Below are 16,347 nucleotides of genomic sequence, written 5' to 3'. Positions count from 1 at the left end.
TTCAAATGATAATCCCTTACTTTTGAATTAACCATCAGTGCAGAGTCTGTGGGAAATGATATTTAACGATCAAAATTCATCATGATGGAAGCCGAGTTTGGTGCTCACTCGCGCTGCGGGTTGACTTGGCGCACGAAAACGTAAAAATTTCACCCCATTTTCTTTCAGGTAACGGGCCAATTCATGTACTGCTACGCTGCCTGCTCCGCGCACATTGCCTTCAGCATTGGGGGTCAGAACGTTACGGGGAGCGCTCACCGAAACATCGATATAGAACTCATCTGTCGCGTTCCCGCTAGAGGCTCCCAACATGCTGACAATCTCTCCCTCAAGCCGTACCACCACGAACAGATAGTCACTGGTGGTGTTTTCCAATTCGAGTAACAGTGAGATACTGGTGGTGCGTGCCGCGCTGGTAGTGCGATCAAGGTCAGTCAGAGGATTGTCTTGCTGGTCAGTTTTTAATGGGGCGAAAAGGTAAGTAGTAAACCATTGGTCCATCACGGTGTGCGCGAGAATAATACCCGATCGGTCAGTTGCGCTGGCATCAATTATCTCTACTTCAAAATGTAAGTCGGGTCTGGTCACCCATTCATTATTGTGGCGAATACGGACTGCGTGCGGCTCGGCGGGATAACGATAAGACTCTAGCGAAAGTGAATATTCCCCTAATGGAAGACTTTGTGTGGCGCCAGGTGATTCCGTGGTGCTGGGGTTCTGTCCAATATAATTAGCATAATTTAATTGGGCATAGCGAAATGCACGGGTGATTTGCTGGAGGGTTTCAGCCAATCCCAATTGTTGGATAATGGCACTGAGGCCAGTGACCAGACGATTCTCAGTCGTCTCATCGTTACCTGCATAGCCAGTAGACTGTTGTCTATCAATCCGTGTGACGACATTCTGCAGTTGCTGGGGTGTCCAGTCCCGCACAGTATCACCGAATAACAGGGTGAAATCAGCTAATATACGAGATACCCACTGAGGGCAGTTTTCATCCGGGCTACGGGGATAGCGAGCCGCGAGGATATTATCTATTGAGGTTTTACAAAATCGAGCAGTGGCCGGTAATGTCAGTGCCTGATTATGTAATTGAGTATCAATTTTGGTTAAGGTCAATATAAGAGAATTGGCTTGGTCATCGTTATTTTGGGGAAGAGCAGGGTGTGGCTCAAGCAAAGGGGAATTACTGGCAATCAAGACTACCTTGTCTTGATTATCATCGGAAAACCAATGTGATATCTGACGCCATAATTTATCTGCCTGATCACAATGGCTATGGGTAACATAATTATAAATCGCCAATGCGGGGATAAAGGTGCAGCCTAGCGTTCCGGCGACATCCCGTTTTTTTCTATAACATCCGCTATATTCATTATCATTCGTTGCTTCAACTTGATATTTATCTTCAGAATATAAACAAACTTCTCTGATTTTAATATTATCGGCAATGGCTAATGGAGATAATGTTATTAACAAAATTAAGGGTAATTGGATGCTTAGCAATGTACCTATCATATTAAACCCCTCACGTAATTCCCACAGGAAAATAGGCTCAGGAATAGAGTAATACAGTTATGGGATTGAACCGGTTATTAAAATTTGTCAGATGCTGGGGGTAAAATAAGGAGCTAATTAAATAGGTGTTGCCAGTGCAGAGTTAAAATAGTGTTTTTGGTCTCGGCGTTATACGCTTTTCCTATCTGGGTAAAACCCTGTTTACGGTAGAAGTGGCAGGCGCGCTGGTTTTGCTGATAGACCTCCAACGTCAGGGCGCGGTAATGCCGCTGAACATATTCCATCAATTCCTTACCGATACCCTGCCCGTGAAAAGGTTGGGCGACAAACAATGCTCCCACCAGTTGTTCTTCCAGAATACTGATAAATCCTGCAATCGGATTCTCATCATGGATGGTTTTTGAGTGTAAATAGACCCAAGTGCGGGCTGCTGGCAGGTAAGTGTTTCGTACCAACGGGGCGCTCTCATGCCAATATTGTTCGGTAACAAAAGGATGCGCCGCAATCGTGCTGGTTAGCCACAATTGCATCACGGCATCGATATCGTCCGGTTGGTAAGTTCTTATCATTTTATCGCGTTATCCGGATGGCAAAAACAACTCGCCAGATGATCGTTCACCAGGCCACTGGCCTGCATAAAGGCATAGCAAATGGTGGAGCCGATAAATTTAAAACCTTTTTTTTTCAATGCTTTTGACATTGCATCTGATACGGGTGTGGTTGCGGGTGACTCCGCCAGACACCACCAATGGTTAATTTTTGGCTCGCCATCAACAAAACTCCAGATAAAGTGCGAAAAATCCTCACCGTCGGCCTCCATGGCCAGATAAGCCTGTGCATTGGTGATAATGGCCTGAATCTTACCGCGATGACGGATAATACCGCTGTCCAGCACCAGTTTTTCTACATCGTCCGGCCCCATTTTCGCCACACGCACTGGATCAAAATTATGGAAGCACTTGCGATAGTGTTCACGTTTTTTCAGCACGGTTATCCATGAAAGTCCGGCTTGTTGCCCTTCGAGGCAGAGCATTTCGAACAGCGCCTGACTGTCGGTACGTGGGATACCCCATTCAGTGTCGTGATAAGCGAGATAGAGAGGATCAGAGGTGACCCAACCGCAGCGTTGTAGACTCATAACTCGTCTTCCTTTTTATTATCTGACTTAGCAGAGGATGATCGCTGTTCATTAGCTGATTAGCAACCTATCGACGGACTCTTTACCTTTGTTGGCGCAAAGCAGAATAATCAGTTGGAATACAGTGAAAGGCTCATTTTATCGACAAATCCATCTTGATTGTTGCATCTTGCCGGATTCTGGCTGTATATCTTACGGTCAACGGGTATACTGACCCATTCCATTTTAATCCACTTGTATCGCGTGCGAATCCAACATGCAAAAGTTTGATACCAAGACCTTTCAGGGCCTGATCCTGACGTTACAGGACTATTGGGCGCGCCAAGGCTGCACCATTGTTCAACCACTGGACATGGAAGTCGGCGCGGGTACCTCCCACCCAATGACCTGCCTGCGTGCACTTGGCCCAGAGCCAATCGCTGCCGCTTATGTACAACCTTCACGCCGCCCGACCGATGGTCGCTACGGTGAGAACCCAAATCGCCTGCAACACTATTATCAGTTCCAGGTGATCATTAAGCCTTCACCAGACAACATTCAGGAGCTGTATTTAGGCTCGCTGAGAGAACTGGGTCTGGACCCGACTATCCACGATATCCGCTTTGTTGAAGACAACTGGGAGAACCCGACCTTGGGTGCCTGGGGTCTGGGCTGGGAAGTGTGGTTGAACGGAATGGAAGTGACGCAGTTCACTTACTTCCAGCAAGTGGGCGGTTTGGAATGTAAACCGGTCACTGGCGAGATAACCTATGGTCTGGAACGTTTAGCGATGTACATTCAGGGCGTAGACAGCGTTTATGACCTGATTTGGTGCGACGGCCCGCTGGGCAAAACCACTTATGGCGATATTTATCATCAGAATGAAGTGGAGCAATCCACCTATAACTTCGAATACGCCGATGTGGATTTCCTGTTCTCCTGCTTTGAGCAGTATGAGAAAGAAGCTCAGTCGCTGCTGGCACTGGAGAACCCGCTGCCGCTGCCCGCTTATGAGCGCATTCTGAAAGCTGGCCATACGTTTAACCTGCTGGACGCCCGTAAAGCCATCTCGGTGACCGAGCGCCAACGCTATATTCTGCGCATTCGTACGCTGACCAAAGCTGTCGCCGAGGCTTATTATGCTTCCCGCGAGGCGTTGGGCTTCCCTATGTGCAAAAAGAATCAGAACTAAGAGGCTGTCATGACTCAACAGACTTTCCTGGTGGAAATCGGCACGGAAGAGCTGCCGCCGAAGGCTCTTCGTTCTCTGGCCGAATCTTTTGCTGCCAACTTTACTGCTGAACTGGATAACGCCAACCTGCCTCATGGTGAGGTGGTTTGGTATGCTGCGCCGCGCCGTCTGGCGGTAAAAGTGACCGATTTAAGCGCGGCTCAGGCGGATCGTGAAGTTGAAAAACGCGGCCCTGCCATTGCGCAAGCTTTTGATGCTGAAGGTAAACCTAGCAAAGCCGCCGAAGGCTGGGCACGGGGTTGTGGTATTACTGTCGATCAGGCTGAACGTCTGGTTACTGACAAAGGCGAATGGCTGCTGTATCGCGCCCATGTCAAAGGCCAATCAGCACAATTACTGCTGGCAGATATGGTGAATAGCGCGCTGAGTAAGCTGCCTATTCCAAAACTGATGCGCTGGGGTGATAAAGAAACCCAATTCGTTCGTCCGGTTCATACTGTAACCCTGCTGTTAGGCAGCGAATTGATTCCAGGCACTGTGTTAGGTATTGATTCAGACCGCATTATTCGTGGTCACCGCTTTATGGGTGAGGCTGAATTCACTATTGATAACGCTGACCAATACCCGCAGATTTTGCTGGAGCGCGGTAAAGTCATCGCTGATTATGAATCACGTAAAGCTATAATCAAGCGTGATGCAGAACTGGCAGCGCAGAAGATTGGCGGTATTGCTGATCTGAGTGAAAGCCTGCTGGAAGAAGTGACGTCACTGGTTGAATGGCCGGTGGTGCTAACCGCCAAGTTTGAAGAGAAATTCCTGGCAGTACCTGCGGAAGCACTGGTCTACACCATGAAAGGTGACCAGAAGTACTTCCCGGTTTACGATGCTGCCGGTAGCCTACTGCCAAACTTCATTTTTGTTGCCAATATCGAATCTAAAGATCCTCAACAGATTATTTCCGGTAACGAGAAAGTGGTTCGTCCGCGCTTGGCTGATGCGGAGTTTTTCTTTAAGACTGACCGTAAAAAACGTCTGGAAGATAATTTGCCGCGTCTGGAAACCGTGCTGTTCCAACAGCAATTGGGGACGTTGCGTGACAAGACCGACCGTATTCAAGCATTGGCGGGCTGGGTTGCCGCACAGATTGGCGCGGACGTTAACCATGCTACCCGTGCAGGTCTGCTGTCCAAATGTGACCTGATGACCAACATGGTGTTTGAATTCACCGATACTCAAGGTGTGATGGGGATGCACTATGCCCGTCACGATGGTGAAGCTGAAGATGTTGCTGTAGCGCTGAATGAGCAATACCAGCCACGGTTTGCCGGTGATGATTTGCCATCGAACCCAGTTGCTTGTGCATTAGCGATTGCCGATAAGATGGACACATTGGCCGGTATTTTCGGCATTGGTCAACATCCGAAAGGTGATAAAGACCCGTTTGCGCTACGCCGTGCGGCGTTGGGAGTACTGCGCATTATCGTCGAGAAGAACTTGCCACTTGATCTGCAAACGCTGACTGAAGAGGCGGTGCGCCTGTATGGCAGCAAGCTGACCAATGGCAACGTGGTCGATGAAGTGATTGAGTTCATGCTGGGCCGTTTCCGTGCCTGGTATCAGGATGAAGGTCACAGCGTTGACACTATTCAGGCGGTACTGGCTCGTCGTCCAACCAAACCGGCTGATTTTGATGCACGGGTGAAGGCGGTGACCTATTTCCGTACCCTGGATGCCGCAGCGACATTGGCTGCTGCTAACAAGCGTGTATCGAATATTCTGGCGAAATCCACTGATACCCTGAATGACCATGTGCATGCCTCGGTGTTAAAAGAGCCGGCAGAGCTGAAACTGGCCACACATTTAGTGGTGTTGCGTGACAAGCTAGAGCCTGTCTTTGCTGCGGGTCACTATCAGGAAGCGCTGGTGGAACTGGCGGCTCTGCGGGAAACGGTCGATGAGTTTTTCGACAGTGTTATGGTTATGGCAGAGGACGACGCAGTGCGGATCAACCGTCTGACATTGCTGAGTAAATTACGCGAGCTATTCTTGCAGGTTGCTGATATTTCGTTATTACAGTAATTCTGTACTTGGCTGGTCACAGGGGAGCGTAGTTACCCAAAGAATTTGGTGTTGCAGGTAGGCTGCAAACGAGCGAATCCCGATGAGCTTATTCAAGTAAGTGATTCGGGTAAGTGAGAGCAGCGAACACCCCTGCAACCTCAAGTAAGAAGGGTATATCGCTCCCCTTAGCTATTCTTAATACTGGAGTTGGGTGATAAGAATAGAATTTGTGAAAATAAGTACTTACTACAGGAGCAGTTTCACATGACTTTTGCACTGAATACAGCCCGATATTCACGTTGGTTAGCGCCATTACTGGCGTTACTGGTGGTGTTCCAATTGACCGCCTGCGGGGATAAAGAACCAGAACAACGTAAGGCTTTTATTGATTATCTGCAAAATACAGTGATGCGTAGTGGGATGAAACTGCCAACACTGAGCGAAGATCAAAAGCAGAAATTTGGCCCTTATGTCAGTGATTATGCGATTTTAGTCACTTTTTCACAGCAGCTTACCAAATCTGTTGATGCCAGCTTGAGCCCGGCGATTGCTCAAATCAATGAGATCCGCGTGGCGCAGGATTATCTCGCCAAGCGTGATGCATTACAGCAGTCCGCAGGTGCATTGAACTTGTTAGTGCAACAGATTCGTACGGCAAAAACACAAGCCGATAGTGCGGTTGCTGCATTGAAACAGCCTGATGATTTGAAAGTGGTATTTAATAAAGCTTTCGATAATATTGTGACTCAGCCAGCCAATGTGTTGATCCCAGCAGTGCCGGTGATTTCTGCTTTTGTGCAGGATCTGGCACAAGTTGGTGATTTCTTGCAGCAACAGGGAACGCAGGTCACTTTCAATAATGGCGGCGTTCAATTCCAGACCCCACAGCAAGCAGCGCTATATAACACGATGATGGCTAATTTAGTCGCCAAGTATCCGGCGATGATGACGGCACAGAAGAGTGTTGCGAGTGTCATGCAGTGATGGTTTAGGTTGATTTAGGTTGATTTAGGTTGATTTGATTTGGTGATCGGTTCGGCTGGTATTTGATAAGTGAATAAGTTCGGTTGTTAAAGCAACTGAGCTTACTTAACCTGCGATGAACCAACCGGCAAAGGGGCCATAAGCGTGGCCCCTTGTGCAATCCCGCGCTTGCGCGAAATATTGCCCTGCGGGTAAACCGTCAGCGTCTTTCGGGCTGACGAGCCAGCGCGATGGGCATCCCTGCCCAAGCGCGCTTTTCGCGGGCGTCCATGCCCGCTCACTCTACCCTCACTCCTTGTCGGCAATATTCCTGATTGCGCTCAAAGTCAAAACCATGGTTTTAGGTTTTGATGTTTAAAAGCACATTTGAGCTGCCGAGTGAAGAATGAAGCCAGGGAAATCCGCCATGGACGGCGGATTTAGGCGTCATGAGCAGGGATGCGAATAAAGCCGTCCCGCCAGCGTAATGATGAGCCGAGGGAACCTGCGCAGCAGGCAAGCGATACGTGCGTAAGCGCGGATTGTTAAGGCCCACGCTTATGGGCCTTAACTCGGTTGAGGCGACTGAGCTAAAATGACCTCTGAGCGTTTATCAACCGAAACAAGATCCGATCGTGAGCAATGATGAACCCATCTCAACCAAAACCCGCTCCGATCGTGAGCAATGATGAACTCATATCAACCAAAACCCGCTCCAATAGTATGCCCCCTTCCCCCCGTTATTTTATTACACATTTCTACCAAGAGTTGAGTCTGAGAGGTTATTAGCAGGGTGAATGTCTCATCTCCTCTCTACGAGCAAAAATAACTTGTGATTAACATCACATTTTCAAAACAAACTAACCCACACAAAATGTGATTTATATCACTATAATCAGGCTTTGTAGCTTAAAAATTCGTCGTCGTGGTTTTCTTACAGTCATTTAGTGTGATCTGCGTCAACAAATGCACCCCTGTAATAGGGGTGTTGATGTGACTTCCGTCACATAAATGCAGTGAGCTACGCGTGAATAAAGGAGCATGCTAGAGTTTGTTTTGCATACAGCGTGTTTGTATTCGATAACACCGGCGGGTTTTGCAGAACTGCCTCAACAAAACAATTATATCGCGCTCTTATTGTTAGCGCGTACCAATAGGGGTGTTTTATGTTTTCACCAGACGCAAAGGTCAGAATTCAAAATTTTGGCCGATTCCTCAGTAACATGGTTATGCCCAATATCGGGGCATTTATTGCCTGGGGTATTATCACCGCACTGTTTATTCCAACCGGCTGGCTGCCAAATGAAACGCTAGCCAAACTGGTTGGCCCAATGATCACCTACCTGTTACCACTGCTGATCGGTTTTACCGGTGGCCGTTTGGTGGGTGGTGATCGCGGTGGTGTGGTGGGTGCTATCACCACCATGGGGGTTATCGTTGGTGCAGATATGCCAATGTTCCTCGGTGCGATGATTGTGGGTCCGCTGGGTGGCTGGGCAATCAAACACTTTGACCGTTGGGTTGAAGGTAAAATCAAAAGCGGCTTTGAGATGCTGGTTAACAACTTCTCAGCCGGTATCATCGGGATGTTGTTGGCGATTCTCGCCTTTATGGCGATTGGTCCACTGGTAGAAGTGTTGTCCCACGTGTTGGCTAAAGGCGTGCATATCATGGTGCAGCTTAACCTGCTGCCATTAACGTCTATCTTCGTCGAACCAGCCAAAATCCTGTTCCTGAATAACGCGATTAACCACGGTATCTTCTCACCTCTGGGTATCCAGCAGGCGACTGAAACCGGTAAGTCTATCTTCTTCCTGATTGAAGCGAACCCAGGCCCAGGTATGGGTGTGTTGATGGCTTACATGTTCTTCGGTAGAGGTAACGCTAAGCAATCTGCTGGCGGCGCGGCTATCATCCACTTCTTCGGTGGTATCCACGAAATCTATTTCCCATACGTGCTGATGAACCCGCGCTTATTGCTGGCGGTTATTCTGGGCGGTATGACTGGTGTGTTCACTCTGACTGTGCTGAACGGCGGCCTGGTATCACCTGCGTCTCCTGGTTCTATCCTGGCAGTATTGGCGATGACACCTAAAGGTGCTTATTTTGCCAACATTGCTGCAGTTGCTGCTGCGTTTGCCGTCTCCTTCGTGGTATCGGCTATCTTGCTGAAAACCTCTAAAGTCAAAGACGACGAGGAAGACAGTCTGGAAGATGCAACTCGCCGTATACAAGATATGAAAGCGCAATCTAAAGGCGCACAAGCGGCGAATGCTGCCGCTGCCGCAGGCGACCTGACCACAGTACGTAAAATCATCGTAGCTTGTGATGCTGGTATGGGTTCTAGTGCGATGGGGGCCGGTGTGCTGCGTAAGAAAGTACAAGATGCGGGCTTGAGACATATCTCGGTGACTAACTGTGCTATCAACAACTTACCAGAAGATGTGGACTTGGTTATCACCCACCGTGATTTGACTGAGCGAGCCATGCGCCATGCGCCACAGGCACAACATATCTCGCTGACCAACTTCCTTGATAGCCAGTTGTACACCAACCTGACAGCACGTTTGGTGGAGGCGGCTAACACGACAGCAAGCACTCAGAAAGTGATTGAAACGCTGGACGATAGCTTTGAAGCCTCTGAAGCCAACTTATTCAAGCTGGGCGCGGAGAATATCTTCCTCAATCAACACGCAGCCACCAAAGAGCAAGCTATTCGCTTCGCTGGTGAGCAGTTGGTGAAGGGGGGTTATGTTGAGCCGGAATATGTTGAAGCGATGTTGGAACGTGAAAAACTGACCTCCACTTATCTGGGCGAATCTATCGCGGTACCACACGGTACCATTGAAGCGAAAGACCGTGTGTTGAAAACCGGTGTAGTATTCTGCCAATACCCTGACGGCGTGCGCTTTGGTGACGAAGAAGATGAAGTGGCGCGTTTGGTGATTGGTATCGCGGCCCGTAATAATGAGCACATTCATGTTATTACCAGCCTGACGAATGCGCTGGATGATGAGTCGGTGATTGAGCGCTTAAGTAAAACTACCAGCGTGCAGGAAGTATTGGACTTATTGGGTGGCAAAAAGTAACCCAGCAATAACTGAATAGGGCCGTTGGGAGAAAACGGCCCTTTTACAGCAAAAGGTAACGAATATGAAAGCATTACATTTTGGCGCAGGTAACATTGGCCGGGGCTTCATTGGTAAACTTCTTGCTGATGCCGGTGCGCAACTGACCTTCGCAGATGTTAACCAACCGCTGCTGGACGAACTGAATAAACGTAAAAGTTATCAGGTCAATGTGGTCGGTGAGCAGGCGCGGGTTGAAGAAGTCAAAAACGTGAGTGCAGTAAACAGTAGTAGCCCAGACGTGGTGGCGCTGATTGCTGATGCCGATATTGTCACCACCGCTGTTGGACCGCAGATTCTGGCACGTATTGCCGGCACCGTGGCACAAGGCTTAGTCGCTCGTCATCAACAAGGTAATACTCGCCCGCTGAATATTATCGCCTGTGAGAATATGGTGCGCGGTACCAGCCAGTTAAAACAGCATGTCTTCGCTGCGTTACCGGAAAGTGAACAAGCGTGGGTTGAGCAACATGTCGGTTTCGTCGATTCTGCGGTAGACCGTATTGTGCCGCCATCAGAAGCGGGCAGTACAGATATTCTGGCAGTGACGGTAGAGACCTTCAGTGAGTGGATTGTTGATGGTACCCAGTTCAAAGGGCAGCCACCGGAAATCGCGGGTATGGAGTTGACCGACAACCTGATGGCGTTTGTGGAGCGTAAACTCTTCACCCTGAACACCGGACATGCAATAACAGCCTATCTGGGGCAACTGGCAGGCCATCAAACCATTCGTGATGCTATCTTGGACCCGACAGTACGCCAGACAGTGAAAGGCGCGATGGAAGAGAGCGGTGCGGTGCTGATTAAACGCTATGCTTTTGATCCACAAAAACATGCCACTTATATCAATAAAATCATCTCCCGTTTTGAGAACCCTTACCTGCATGACGATGTTGAACGTGTTGGCCGTCAGCCACTGCGTAAACTGAGTGCCGGTGATCGATTGATCAAACCGCTATTGGGTACACTTGAGTATCAACTGCCACACACCAATCTGGTAACCGGTATTGCGGCGGCCATGAATTATCGCAGTGAGCAAGACCCACAAGCTCAGGAGTTGGTTGAATTACTGGCGAAATTGGGGCCGAAAGCTGCTTTGGCGCAAATTTCAGGCTTACCCGCTGATGGCGAGGTTGTCGAACAGGCGGTGAGTGTGTATAACGCCATGCAGGACAAGCTGGCGCACTGATTTTGTTATGAACAAAATGAGTTTGCGTTAGGTGATGTACCCTAAATAATTCGAGTTGCGGGAAGGCGGCAACTGAGTAAATCCCCAGGAGCTTACTCAAGTAAGTGACTGGGGTGAGCGAGGGCAGCCAACGCACATGCGGCTTGAAGTATGACGGGGATAAATACCGTGTCAGATTGCGCGGTATTTATCTTTTCGTAGCCCGATATTCTGAAACCACCTCAGTGACAAGCGATGATTGAAAAAACACAGGCATTTGAGAATCGGGTACTTGAGCATCTGAACGCAGGCAAGACCGTTCGGAGTTTCCTGATGGCTGCTGTCGAATTATTGGCAGAAGCGCTGAATATTCTCGTGGTGCAGGTTTTTCGTAAAGATGACTATGCGGTGAAATATGCTGTGGAACCATTGCTGGTTGGCGATGGGCCGCTTGGTGAGCTATCCGTGCGACTAAAGTTGGTTTATGCCTTGGGTGTGATCACCCGTCATGAATACGAAGATGCTGAGCTATTGATGGCGCTTCGTGAGGAGTTAAACCATGATGGCACCGAGTATCGCTTTACTGATGACGAAATCCTCGGGCCATTTGGTGAATTACATTGTGTGGCTGAATTGCCGCCAGTGCCCACTTTCCTGCGCCCGGATGAAGCAGACGCGTCGCTGATTGCCATGCAACGCCAGCGTTATCAGCAAATGGTGCGTTCCACCATGGTGCTCTCGATTACAGAATTGCTCTCCCGCATCAGCTTAAAACAGGTTTCCAAGCTGTCACCACTCGGCCATGCCTGAGTTACTGCAACACACTGAGCCATTCGTCAACTAACAGCCACAATGCTGTTATTGCCATCAAGCCCCCCATCACTCCATTGAATAATCGTAGTTTCCAGTTAACCCGTAACGCATGGCGTAACTGATCCCCCATCACCGCCCAAACGGCCACACAAGGCAGATTTAACAGAGCAAAGCCACTAACAATCAGTAGGGTATGGCTCAGCGTAGCACCCTCACGTGGTGTAAATAAGATGGCGACATTCATAGCCATCAGCCAAGCCTTTGGATTAATGGCCTGAAATAAAGCCCCCTGGATAAACCCCATTGGCTGCTGGTCATCTCTTGACTTCGGGCTACCGGAATTAAAAATCTTCCACGATAACCAGAATAAATATGCACATCCCAGCGTCACCAGTGGCAAGCGAATTACCCCCAGCCAACTGAGAATTAATGCCAACAATGTGGTCATTAATGCGCATTGCAACGCGCAACCAAAGGTAATCCCCAACATCATTGGGAAGGTGCGACGTAAGCCAAAATTGACACCAGATGCGGCTAATAACAGGTTATTTGGGCCTGGAGTGATCGACATAACGGTAACGTAACTGATAAAGGCACTGTCCAACATGGGCGGTAGGTCCTAATGATGTTATCAAGAGATTTAGCATGTACTCTAAATAATTCGAGTTGCAGGAAGGCGGCAAGTGAGTGAGTCCCGATGAGTTGACGCGAGTCAATGATTTGGGTGATCGAGCGCAGCCAACACACATGCAATTTGAAGTATGACGAGTATAAACAGCAATCCGCTATGGCGTCAGAAGCAGAAGTTATCTATTGTTGTGGGTACAGTTTGTATAAGATTTAACTGTACCCATTGAACCTGCGGAGAACTGTCACCATGCCCGTTGTTATGAATGAAATTCGCTACTTGCAAGTGGCTGACAATCTGGCACAGGCCATTAAGAAAGGCAGTTTGCTGGCGGGTAGCCGCCTGCCATCAGTGCGCGGTTACGCCAAAAACCATCAGGTGAGTATCAATACGGTGGTGGCGGCTTACCGTACGCTGGAGGATCGAGGCTTGATTGAGGCGCGTCCGCAGTCAGGGTTTTATGTCTGTAGTCCGTCAACGGCGGTGGTGCCAACAGCGACAGTCGGCAAACCGGTAAATGAGGTGCTGGATTTAATTGATACGGTATTTGCCGCACAACAAAACCCTCGCTTTACCAATATCTCGCTCGCCTGTCCACAAACGGCGGATTTTTACCCCAGCGCCAAGTTGGGCCGCATCATGGCATCACTGTTGCGTCGCGAGCCGCAGTTAATCAGCCAGTACGCGTTGCCACCAGGATGCCAGCGCCTGCGTCAGCAAATCGCCCGCCGCGCCATGACCCTCGGGATGCTGGCTAATCCGGCAGATATCACTATTACGCATGGTTGTATGGAGGCGTTGCAGCTAGCGTTGCGGGTCACCACCAAGCCGGGTGATTGTGTCGGGCTGGAATCGCCAACCTATTTCTATCTGATGCCATTACTTGCCAGTCTTGGCCTGAAAGCCGTGGAGATTCCAACCGATCCACAGCAAGGTTTATCGTTGGATGTGTTGGAGTTACTGCTTCAGGAGGGGCGGTTGAATGCATTGATCGCCATGCCAACGGTGCAGAACCCGTTAGGTTTTACGATGCCACTGGCGGCGAAAAAGCGCCTGGCACAGTTGATGAACGATCATCAGGTGCCACTGATAGAAGATGGCTTATATGCAGAAATACAATTCGGTTCTACCTTGTCCCCAGCGGTAAAAGCCTTTGACCGCGACGGTTGGGTGCTGTTCTGTTCCAGCTTCACCAAAACACTGGCCCCGGACTTCCGTATCGGCTGGATTGATGGTGGCCGCTTCGCTGAGGCATTACATAAGCTCAAAGCGGTGTCGTCGATGGCGGAACCGGCGTTATTATCAGAAACACTGGCACTGTTTCTGGAGTCTGGCGGTTACGACCACCACCTGCGCGGGCTACGCCGCCGTTATGCGCAACAGGTACAGCAGGCGCAGCAACTCATTGCACAGTACTTCCCTCGTGGGACCAAAGTGACCCAACCAGCAGGGGGTTTTGTTTTCTGGGTCGAGTTCCCTGCCAGTGTCGATACCGTGGCGCTATTTCATCAATTGCTACAAGAACAGATATGCCTGACCCCCGGTACGCTTTACTCGCCGAGTGGCCGCTATCGTAATGCTTTTCGCCTCTCGTGCTGTTATCCGTTCAACCACCACTATACCCAAGCTTTGGTCAGGCTCGGGGAGGTTGCTTGTGAAATTAGCAGCCTACCGGCCGGCATGCAGTGGCAACCAATACAGGAGGCTGCTGCTGAAAAGCACGCATCCTGATACACTCTCTATCTTGATGCACAATCAGTGCTATCCTATCCCCAACTTTAGCGAAATATCGTGCCCATCAGTGGCATGTACGGGCCAATACTATGAAAGAACATGCAGAAATCAAACGTCTAAGCGATATGCTGGATGCGTTGAACCACAAAGACCCTACCGTGATCCAACAGGGTAATATGGATTTGATCGCGCAGCATATGAAAGAAAAAGAGAAACTGGCGGCTGAAATTCAGCGCCTGAAAGAAGTGCGGGTTAAAAACCTGAGTGCTGAGGCACAAAAGCTAGCTCAACTGCCGTTCAGCCGCGCTATTACTAAAAAAGAGCAGGCGGATATGGGCACGCTGAAGAAAGCAGTACGCGGTATTGTGGTGGTACACCCAATGACTGCATTAGGCCGTGAGATGGGCTTGAAAGAAGTGACCGGCTACGCGAAAAAAGCGTTCTAATTGCGACTTTCGAAATAACCGGGTGTGTGGCATGGCTGCTACCCGGTTTGTTGTTGTAAATATGATCAATCAAACAGTTCTGAGTGAGTTCCCGCGCGAACAAAGATAATCTGGCTTATTTTACTGCTGTTACTTAATTTATAGATCAGTAAAAAATCTCCTCCGATATGGCATTCTCGGAAATTTTCCCAGTCTCCTTTAAGCGGATGGTCTAACCATTCGGCACCTAACGGCGTATCATTTGCAATAAGCAGTAACATGGCATGTTTGAGTCGATACATATCATAACGACCACTGCGGGACAGCTTTTCCCAGTCTTTAAGGAAGTCTTTGGTATAATCTGCCGTCCTTGGCATTGTCGTTCGTTTACTTACTGTTGTCTTTTTCAAGTTCAATAAATAACTCATCCGAAGTAGTAAAACGTGCGCTATGGGCTTGAACTATCTCTTCTGCTTCCTGCATCGCCGCACGAGTCTGGGGGTTCGGTACTTTCAATTCGAATGGAAATGCCTGATCAGCGACGACGCGATTTAAAAATAAACGCACGGCGTCGGAAACCGAAAGGCCCATTGCATTGAGTGCTGCTGTTGCCTGTTTTTTGACGTCATCATCAATACGGACATGCAACATTGTGGTGTGTGTAGCCATTTTTGCCTCCTCATCAATAAACTGAGTTTGTATCTCAAGTGAGATACAGTCAAGTTTATCAATAAAGATCGGCATATTTTGCTATTCAATAACCTCTATCATTAGGTATTCCCTAATAACCGCCGGTTAAAATCCTCGATCTTTCCTTGCGAAAGACGCGTTAGCATAGTTTTACTCCAACTGGTGGATAATCCTGATACAGCCAACAAGCGGTGATACTGTTCTTTATCGAAAGGCATATGCCAGGCGATGGCAATCGCTTCTGCCACCGAGATATCACTGGTACGCGCCAACAGCTCTAATGCATGGCCCTCACTAACAATACCGGTGGAAATTACGCGATACAGCCAGCCGCAATAGCCGGTCTGCTGCATCAGTGCCGACATCTCCTCGATAGCGAAATGGAAGTTGAGCTTGTAACAAGGTGAACGCGGTTGAGTCACCTGAATGATTGCCCCTCCCCAGCGGTAGATATCCCCCATATAGACATTTTGTTCCGTCATGCCGAGGGTTGAGATATTTTCGCCATAGGCCGGAGCAGAGAAAATATCTTCCTGTGCAGGGAATCGCTCTATCCAGTGGGAGTAGTGTTCTCGTGGATAATGGCATAAGGCGCGGTCCGGCCCGCCGTGAAAGCGGGTTTCGGCTTGTTCATCCCCTTCCAATCCCAGCGTCGTGAGCATGATGCCACCCTGAACCTGGCGTTTACCAATCGCGCTCGGGGAACTGCCGTTATAAGGCTCGATTTTACCGATATAAACCTGAGGATACTTCATCTGCTCTCCTTGTCTGCGTTTGGAAGGGAGAATCAGAATACCCTGCCTGACCGCAGGGTTCCAAGGTAAAAGAGGTTATCGATAGGATTGAGCGAAACGATGAGATAGGCAGGAGTAATCGCATTGGCTACTCCTACCGGGTATCGCGGTTTAGC

At 49.1% G+C, this 16,347-nt stretch carries 16 protein-coding genes; 8 read left to right on the top strand and 8 right to left on the bottom strand.

The genetic code is table 11. From position 1 onward, the window contains the following. Positions 1-69: 69 nt before the first annotated feature. The 3 genes from V2A85_RS07260 to V2A85_RS07250 all read right to left on the bottom strand — a co-directional run bounded on the left by V2A85_RS07260 (position 70) and on the right by V2A85_RS07250 (position 2,656). Positions 70-1,518: a GNAT family N-acetyltransferase gene (locus V2A85_RS07260; RefSeq protein ID WP_420071155.1), complete on the bottom strand. Its 1,449-nt coding sequence runs from the start codon at positions 1,516-1,518 to the stop codon at positions 70-72. Between the two features lie 113 nt (positions 1,519-1,631). Then, positions 1,632-2,087 (bottom strand): N-acetyltransferase, encoded by a 456-nt coding sequence (locus V2A85_RS07255; RefSeq protein ID WP_420071154.1) that lies wholly within the window; start codon positions 2,085-2,087, stop codon positions 1,632-1,634. Beyond that, positions 2,084-2,656 carry a DNA-3-methyladenine glycosylase I gene (locus V2A85_RS07250; RefSeq protein ID WP_420071153.1) on the bottom strand — a complete coding sequence of 191 codons (573 nt, stop codon included), beginning with the start codon at positions 2,654-2,656 and terminating at the stop codon, positions 2,084-2,086. Before V2A85_RS07250 ends, V2A85_RS07255 begins: the two co-directional genes overlap by 4 nt. Positions 2,657-2,912: 256 nt before the next feature. Here V2A85_RS07250 and glyQ point away from each other — a divergent pair, with 256 nt between their 5' ends. The 3 genes from glyQ (at position 2,913) to V2A85_RS07235 (ending at position 6,872) form a co-directional block, all read left to right on the top strand. Continuing rightward, the gene (gene glyQ, locus V2A85_RS07245) at positions 2,913-3,827 is read left to right on the top strand and encodes a glycine--tRNA ligase subunit alpha (RefSeq protein ID WP_005186828.1); all 915 of its coding nucleotides are present in this window, start codon (positions 2,913-2,915) and stop codon (positions 3,825-3,827) included. 9 nt (positions 3,828-3,836) lie between these two features. Continuing rightward, the gene (gene glyS / locus V2A85_RS07240) at positions 3,837-5,906 is read left to right on the top strand and encodes a glycine--tRNA ligase subunit beta (protein WP_372560219.1); all 2,070 of its coding nucleotides are present in this window, start codon (positions 3,837-3,839) and stop codon (positions 5,904-5,906) included. A 246-nt stretch (positions 5,907-6,152) separates the two neighbouring features. Then, positions 6,153-6,872, top strand: a complete 720-nt coding sequence (locus V2A85_RS07235; RefSeq protein WP_083161480.1) for a DUF3053 domain-containing protein — start codon at positions 6,153-6,155, stop codon at positions 6,870-6,872. A 101-nt stretch (positions 6,873-6,973) separates the two neighbouring features. Here V2A85_RS07235 and V2A85_RS07230 read toward each other — a convergent pair whose 3' ends face one another. Continuing rightward, a complete protein-coding gene (locus V2A85_RS07230; RefSeq protein ID WP_049558539.1) occupies positions 6,974-7,153 on the bottom strand; it encodes a hypothetical protein in 180 nt (59 codons plus the stop codon). Between the two features lie 864 nt (positions 7,154-8,017). Between V2A85_RS07230 and V2A85_RS07225 the strand changes: the two genes are divergently transcribed. The 3 genes from V2A85_RS07225 (at position 8,018) to V2A85_RS07215 (ending at position 11,957) form a co-directional block, all read left to right on the top strand. Beyond that, positions 8,018-9,940: a PTS mannitol transporter subunit IICBA gene (locus tag V2A85_RS07225; RefSeq protein WP_372560220.1), complete on the top strand. Its 1,923-nt coding sequence runs from the start codon at positions 8,018-8,020 to the stop codon at positions 9,938-9,940. Positions 9,941-10,004: 64 nt separating this feature from the next. Then, positions 10,005-11,168 carry a mannitol-1-phosphate 5-dehydrogenase gene (locus V2A85_RS07220; RefSeq protein ID WP_420071152.1) on the top strand — a complete coding sequence of 388 codons (1,164 nt, stop codon included), beginning with the start codon at positions 10,005-10,007 and terminating at the stop codon, positions 11,166-11,168. A 234-nt stretch (positions 11,169-11,402) separates the two neighbouring features. Continuing rightward, the gene (locus V2A85_RS07215) at positions 11,403-11,957 is read left to right on the top strand and encodes an MltR family transcriptional regulator (protein ID WP_005186837.1); all 555 of its coding nucleotides are present in this window, start codon (positions 11,403-11,405) and stop codon (positions 11,955-11,957) included. 1 nt (position 11,958) lies between these two features. Here V2A85_RS07215 and V2A85_RS07210 read toward each other — a convergent pair whose 3' ends face one another. Next, entirely contained in the window at positions 11,959-12,567 is a 609-nt protein-coding gene (locus tag V2A85_RS07210; protein WP_372560222.1) for a LysE family translocator, read from the bottom strand. A 270-nt stretch (positions 12,568-12,837) separates the two neighbouring features. Between V2A85_RS07210 and V2A85_RS07205 the strand changes: the two genes are divergently transcribed. Then, complete coding sequence (locus V2A85_RS07205) at positions 12,838-14,319, top strand: PLP-dependent aminotransferase family protein (protein ID WP_420071151.1); 1,482 nt, start codon at positions 12,838-12,840, stop codon at positions 14,317-14,319. Between the two features lie 92 nt (positions 14,320-14,411). Then, positions 14,412-14,768 (top strand): YibL family ribosome-associated protein, encoded by a 357-nt coding sequence (locus V2A85_RS07200; protein WP_075337794.1) that lies wholly within the window; start codon positions 14,412-14,414, stop codon positions 14,766-14,768. 65 nt (positions 14,769-14,833) lie between these two features. Here the strand turns inward: V2A85_RS07200 and V2A85_RS07195 are convergent, their stop codons facing one another. The 3 genes from V2A85_RS07195 to yiiM all read right to left on the bottom strand — a co-directional run bounded on the left by V2A85_RS07195 (position 14,834) and on the right by yiiM (position 16,192). After that, positions 14,834-15,157: a type II toxin-antitoxin system YafQ family toxin gene (locus V2A85_RS07195; RefSeq protein ID WP_420071150.1), complete on the bottom strand. Its 324-nt coding sequence runs from the start codon at positions 15,155-15,157 to the stop codon at positions 14,834-14,836. Beyond that, a complete protein-coding gene (locus V2A85_RS07190; RefSeq protein WP_032906763.1) occupies positions 15,135-15,416 on the bottom strand; it encodes a type II toxin-antitoxin system RelB/DinJ family antitoxin in 282 nt (93 codons plus the stop codon). The genes V2A85_RS07195 and V2A85_RS07190 overlap by 23 nt, the downstream gene beginning before the upstream one ends. A gap of 101 nt (positions 15,417-15,517) precedes the next feature. Continuing rightward, positions 15,518-16,192, bottom strand: a complete 675-nt coding sequence (gene yiiM, locus V2A85_RS07185) for a 6-hydroxyaminopurine reductase (RefSeq protein WP_372560225.1) — start codon at positions 16,190-16,192, stop codon at positions 15,518-15,520. Positions 16,193-16,347: the final 155 nt, after the last annotated feature.

Origin of the sequence: Yersinia sp. 1252 StPb PI, assembly GCF_048593885.1 — a bacterium.
In the GTDB taxonomy this organism is placed as follows: domain Bacteria; phylum Pseudomonadota; class Gammaproteobacteria; order Enterobacterales; family Enterobacteriaceae; genus Yersinia; species Yersinia enterocolitica_E.
This window is presented reverse-complemented; position numbering and strand designations above follow the sequence as displayed.

What these genes read in the sequence shown, in the direction of transcription:
- V2A85_RS07200 (WP_075337794.1), top strand. Translation starts at nt 14,412, where the DNA reads ATGAAAGAACATGCAGAAATCAAACGTCTAAGCGATATGCTGGATGCG.
- V2A85_RS07220 (WP_420071152.1), top strand. Translation starts at nt 10,005, where the DNA reads ATGAAAGCATTACATTTTGGCGCAGGTAACATTGGCCGGGGCTTCATT.
- yiiM (WP_372560225.1), bottom strand. Translation starts at nt 16,192, where the DNA reads ATGAAGTATCCTCAGGTTTATATCGGTAAAATCGAGCCTTATAACGGC.
- V2A85_RS07260 (WP_420071155.1), bottom strand. Translation starts at nt 1,518, where the DNA reads ATGATAGGTACATTGCTAAGCATCCAATTACCCTTAATTTTGTTAATA.
- glyQ (WP_005186828.1), top strand. Translation starts at nt 2,913, where the DNA reads ATGCAAAAGTTTGATACCAAGACCTTTCAGGGCCTGATCCTGACGTTA.
- V2A85_RS07190 (WP_032906763.1), bottom strand. Translation starts at nt 15,416, where the DNA reads ATGGCTACACACACCACAATGTTGCATGTCCGTATTGATGATGACGTC.
- V2A85_RS07210 (WP_372560222.1), bottom strand. Translation starts at nt 12,567, where the DNA reads ATGTTGGACAGTGCCTTTATCAGTTACGTTACCGTTATGTCGATCACT.
- V2A85_RS07235 (WP_083161480.1), top strand. Translation starts at nt 6,153, where the DNA reads ATGACTTTTGCACTGAATACAGCCCGATATTCACGTTGGTTAGCGCCA.
- V2A85_RS07225 (WP_372560220.1), top strand. Translation starts at nt 8,018, where the DNA reads ATGTTTTCACCAGACGCAAAGGTCAGAATTCAAAATTTTGGCCGATTC.
- V2A85_RS07255 (WP_420071154.1), bottom strand. Translation starts at nt 2,087, where the DNA reads ATGATAAGAACTTACCAACCGGACGATATCGATGCCGTGATGCAATTG.
- glyS (WP_372560219.1), top strand. Translation starts at nt 3,837, where the DNA reads ATGACTCAACAGACTTTCCTGGTGGAAATCGGCACGGAAGAGCTGCCG.
- V2A85_RS07250 (WP_420071153.1), bottom strand. Translation starts at nt 2,656, where the DNA reads ATGAGTCTACAACGCTGCGGTTGGGTCACCTCTGATCCTCTCTATCTC.
- V2A85_RS07205 (WP_420071151.1), top strand. Translation starts at nt 12,838, where the DNA reads ATGCCCGTTGTTATGAATGAAATTCGCTACTTGCAAGTGGCTGACAAT.
- V2A85_RS07215 (WP_005186837.1), top strand. Translation starts at nt 11,403, where the DNA reads ATGATTGAAAAAACACAGGCATTTGAGAATCGGGTACTTGAGCATCTG.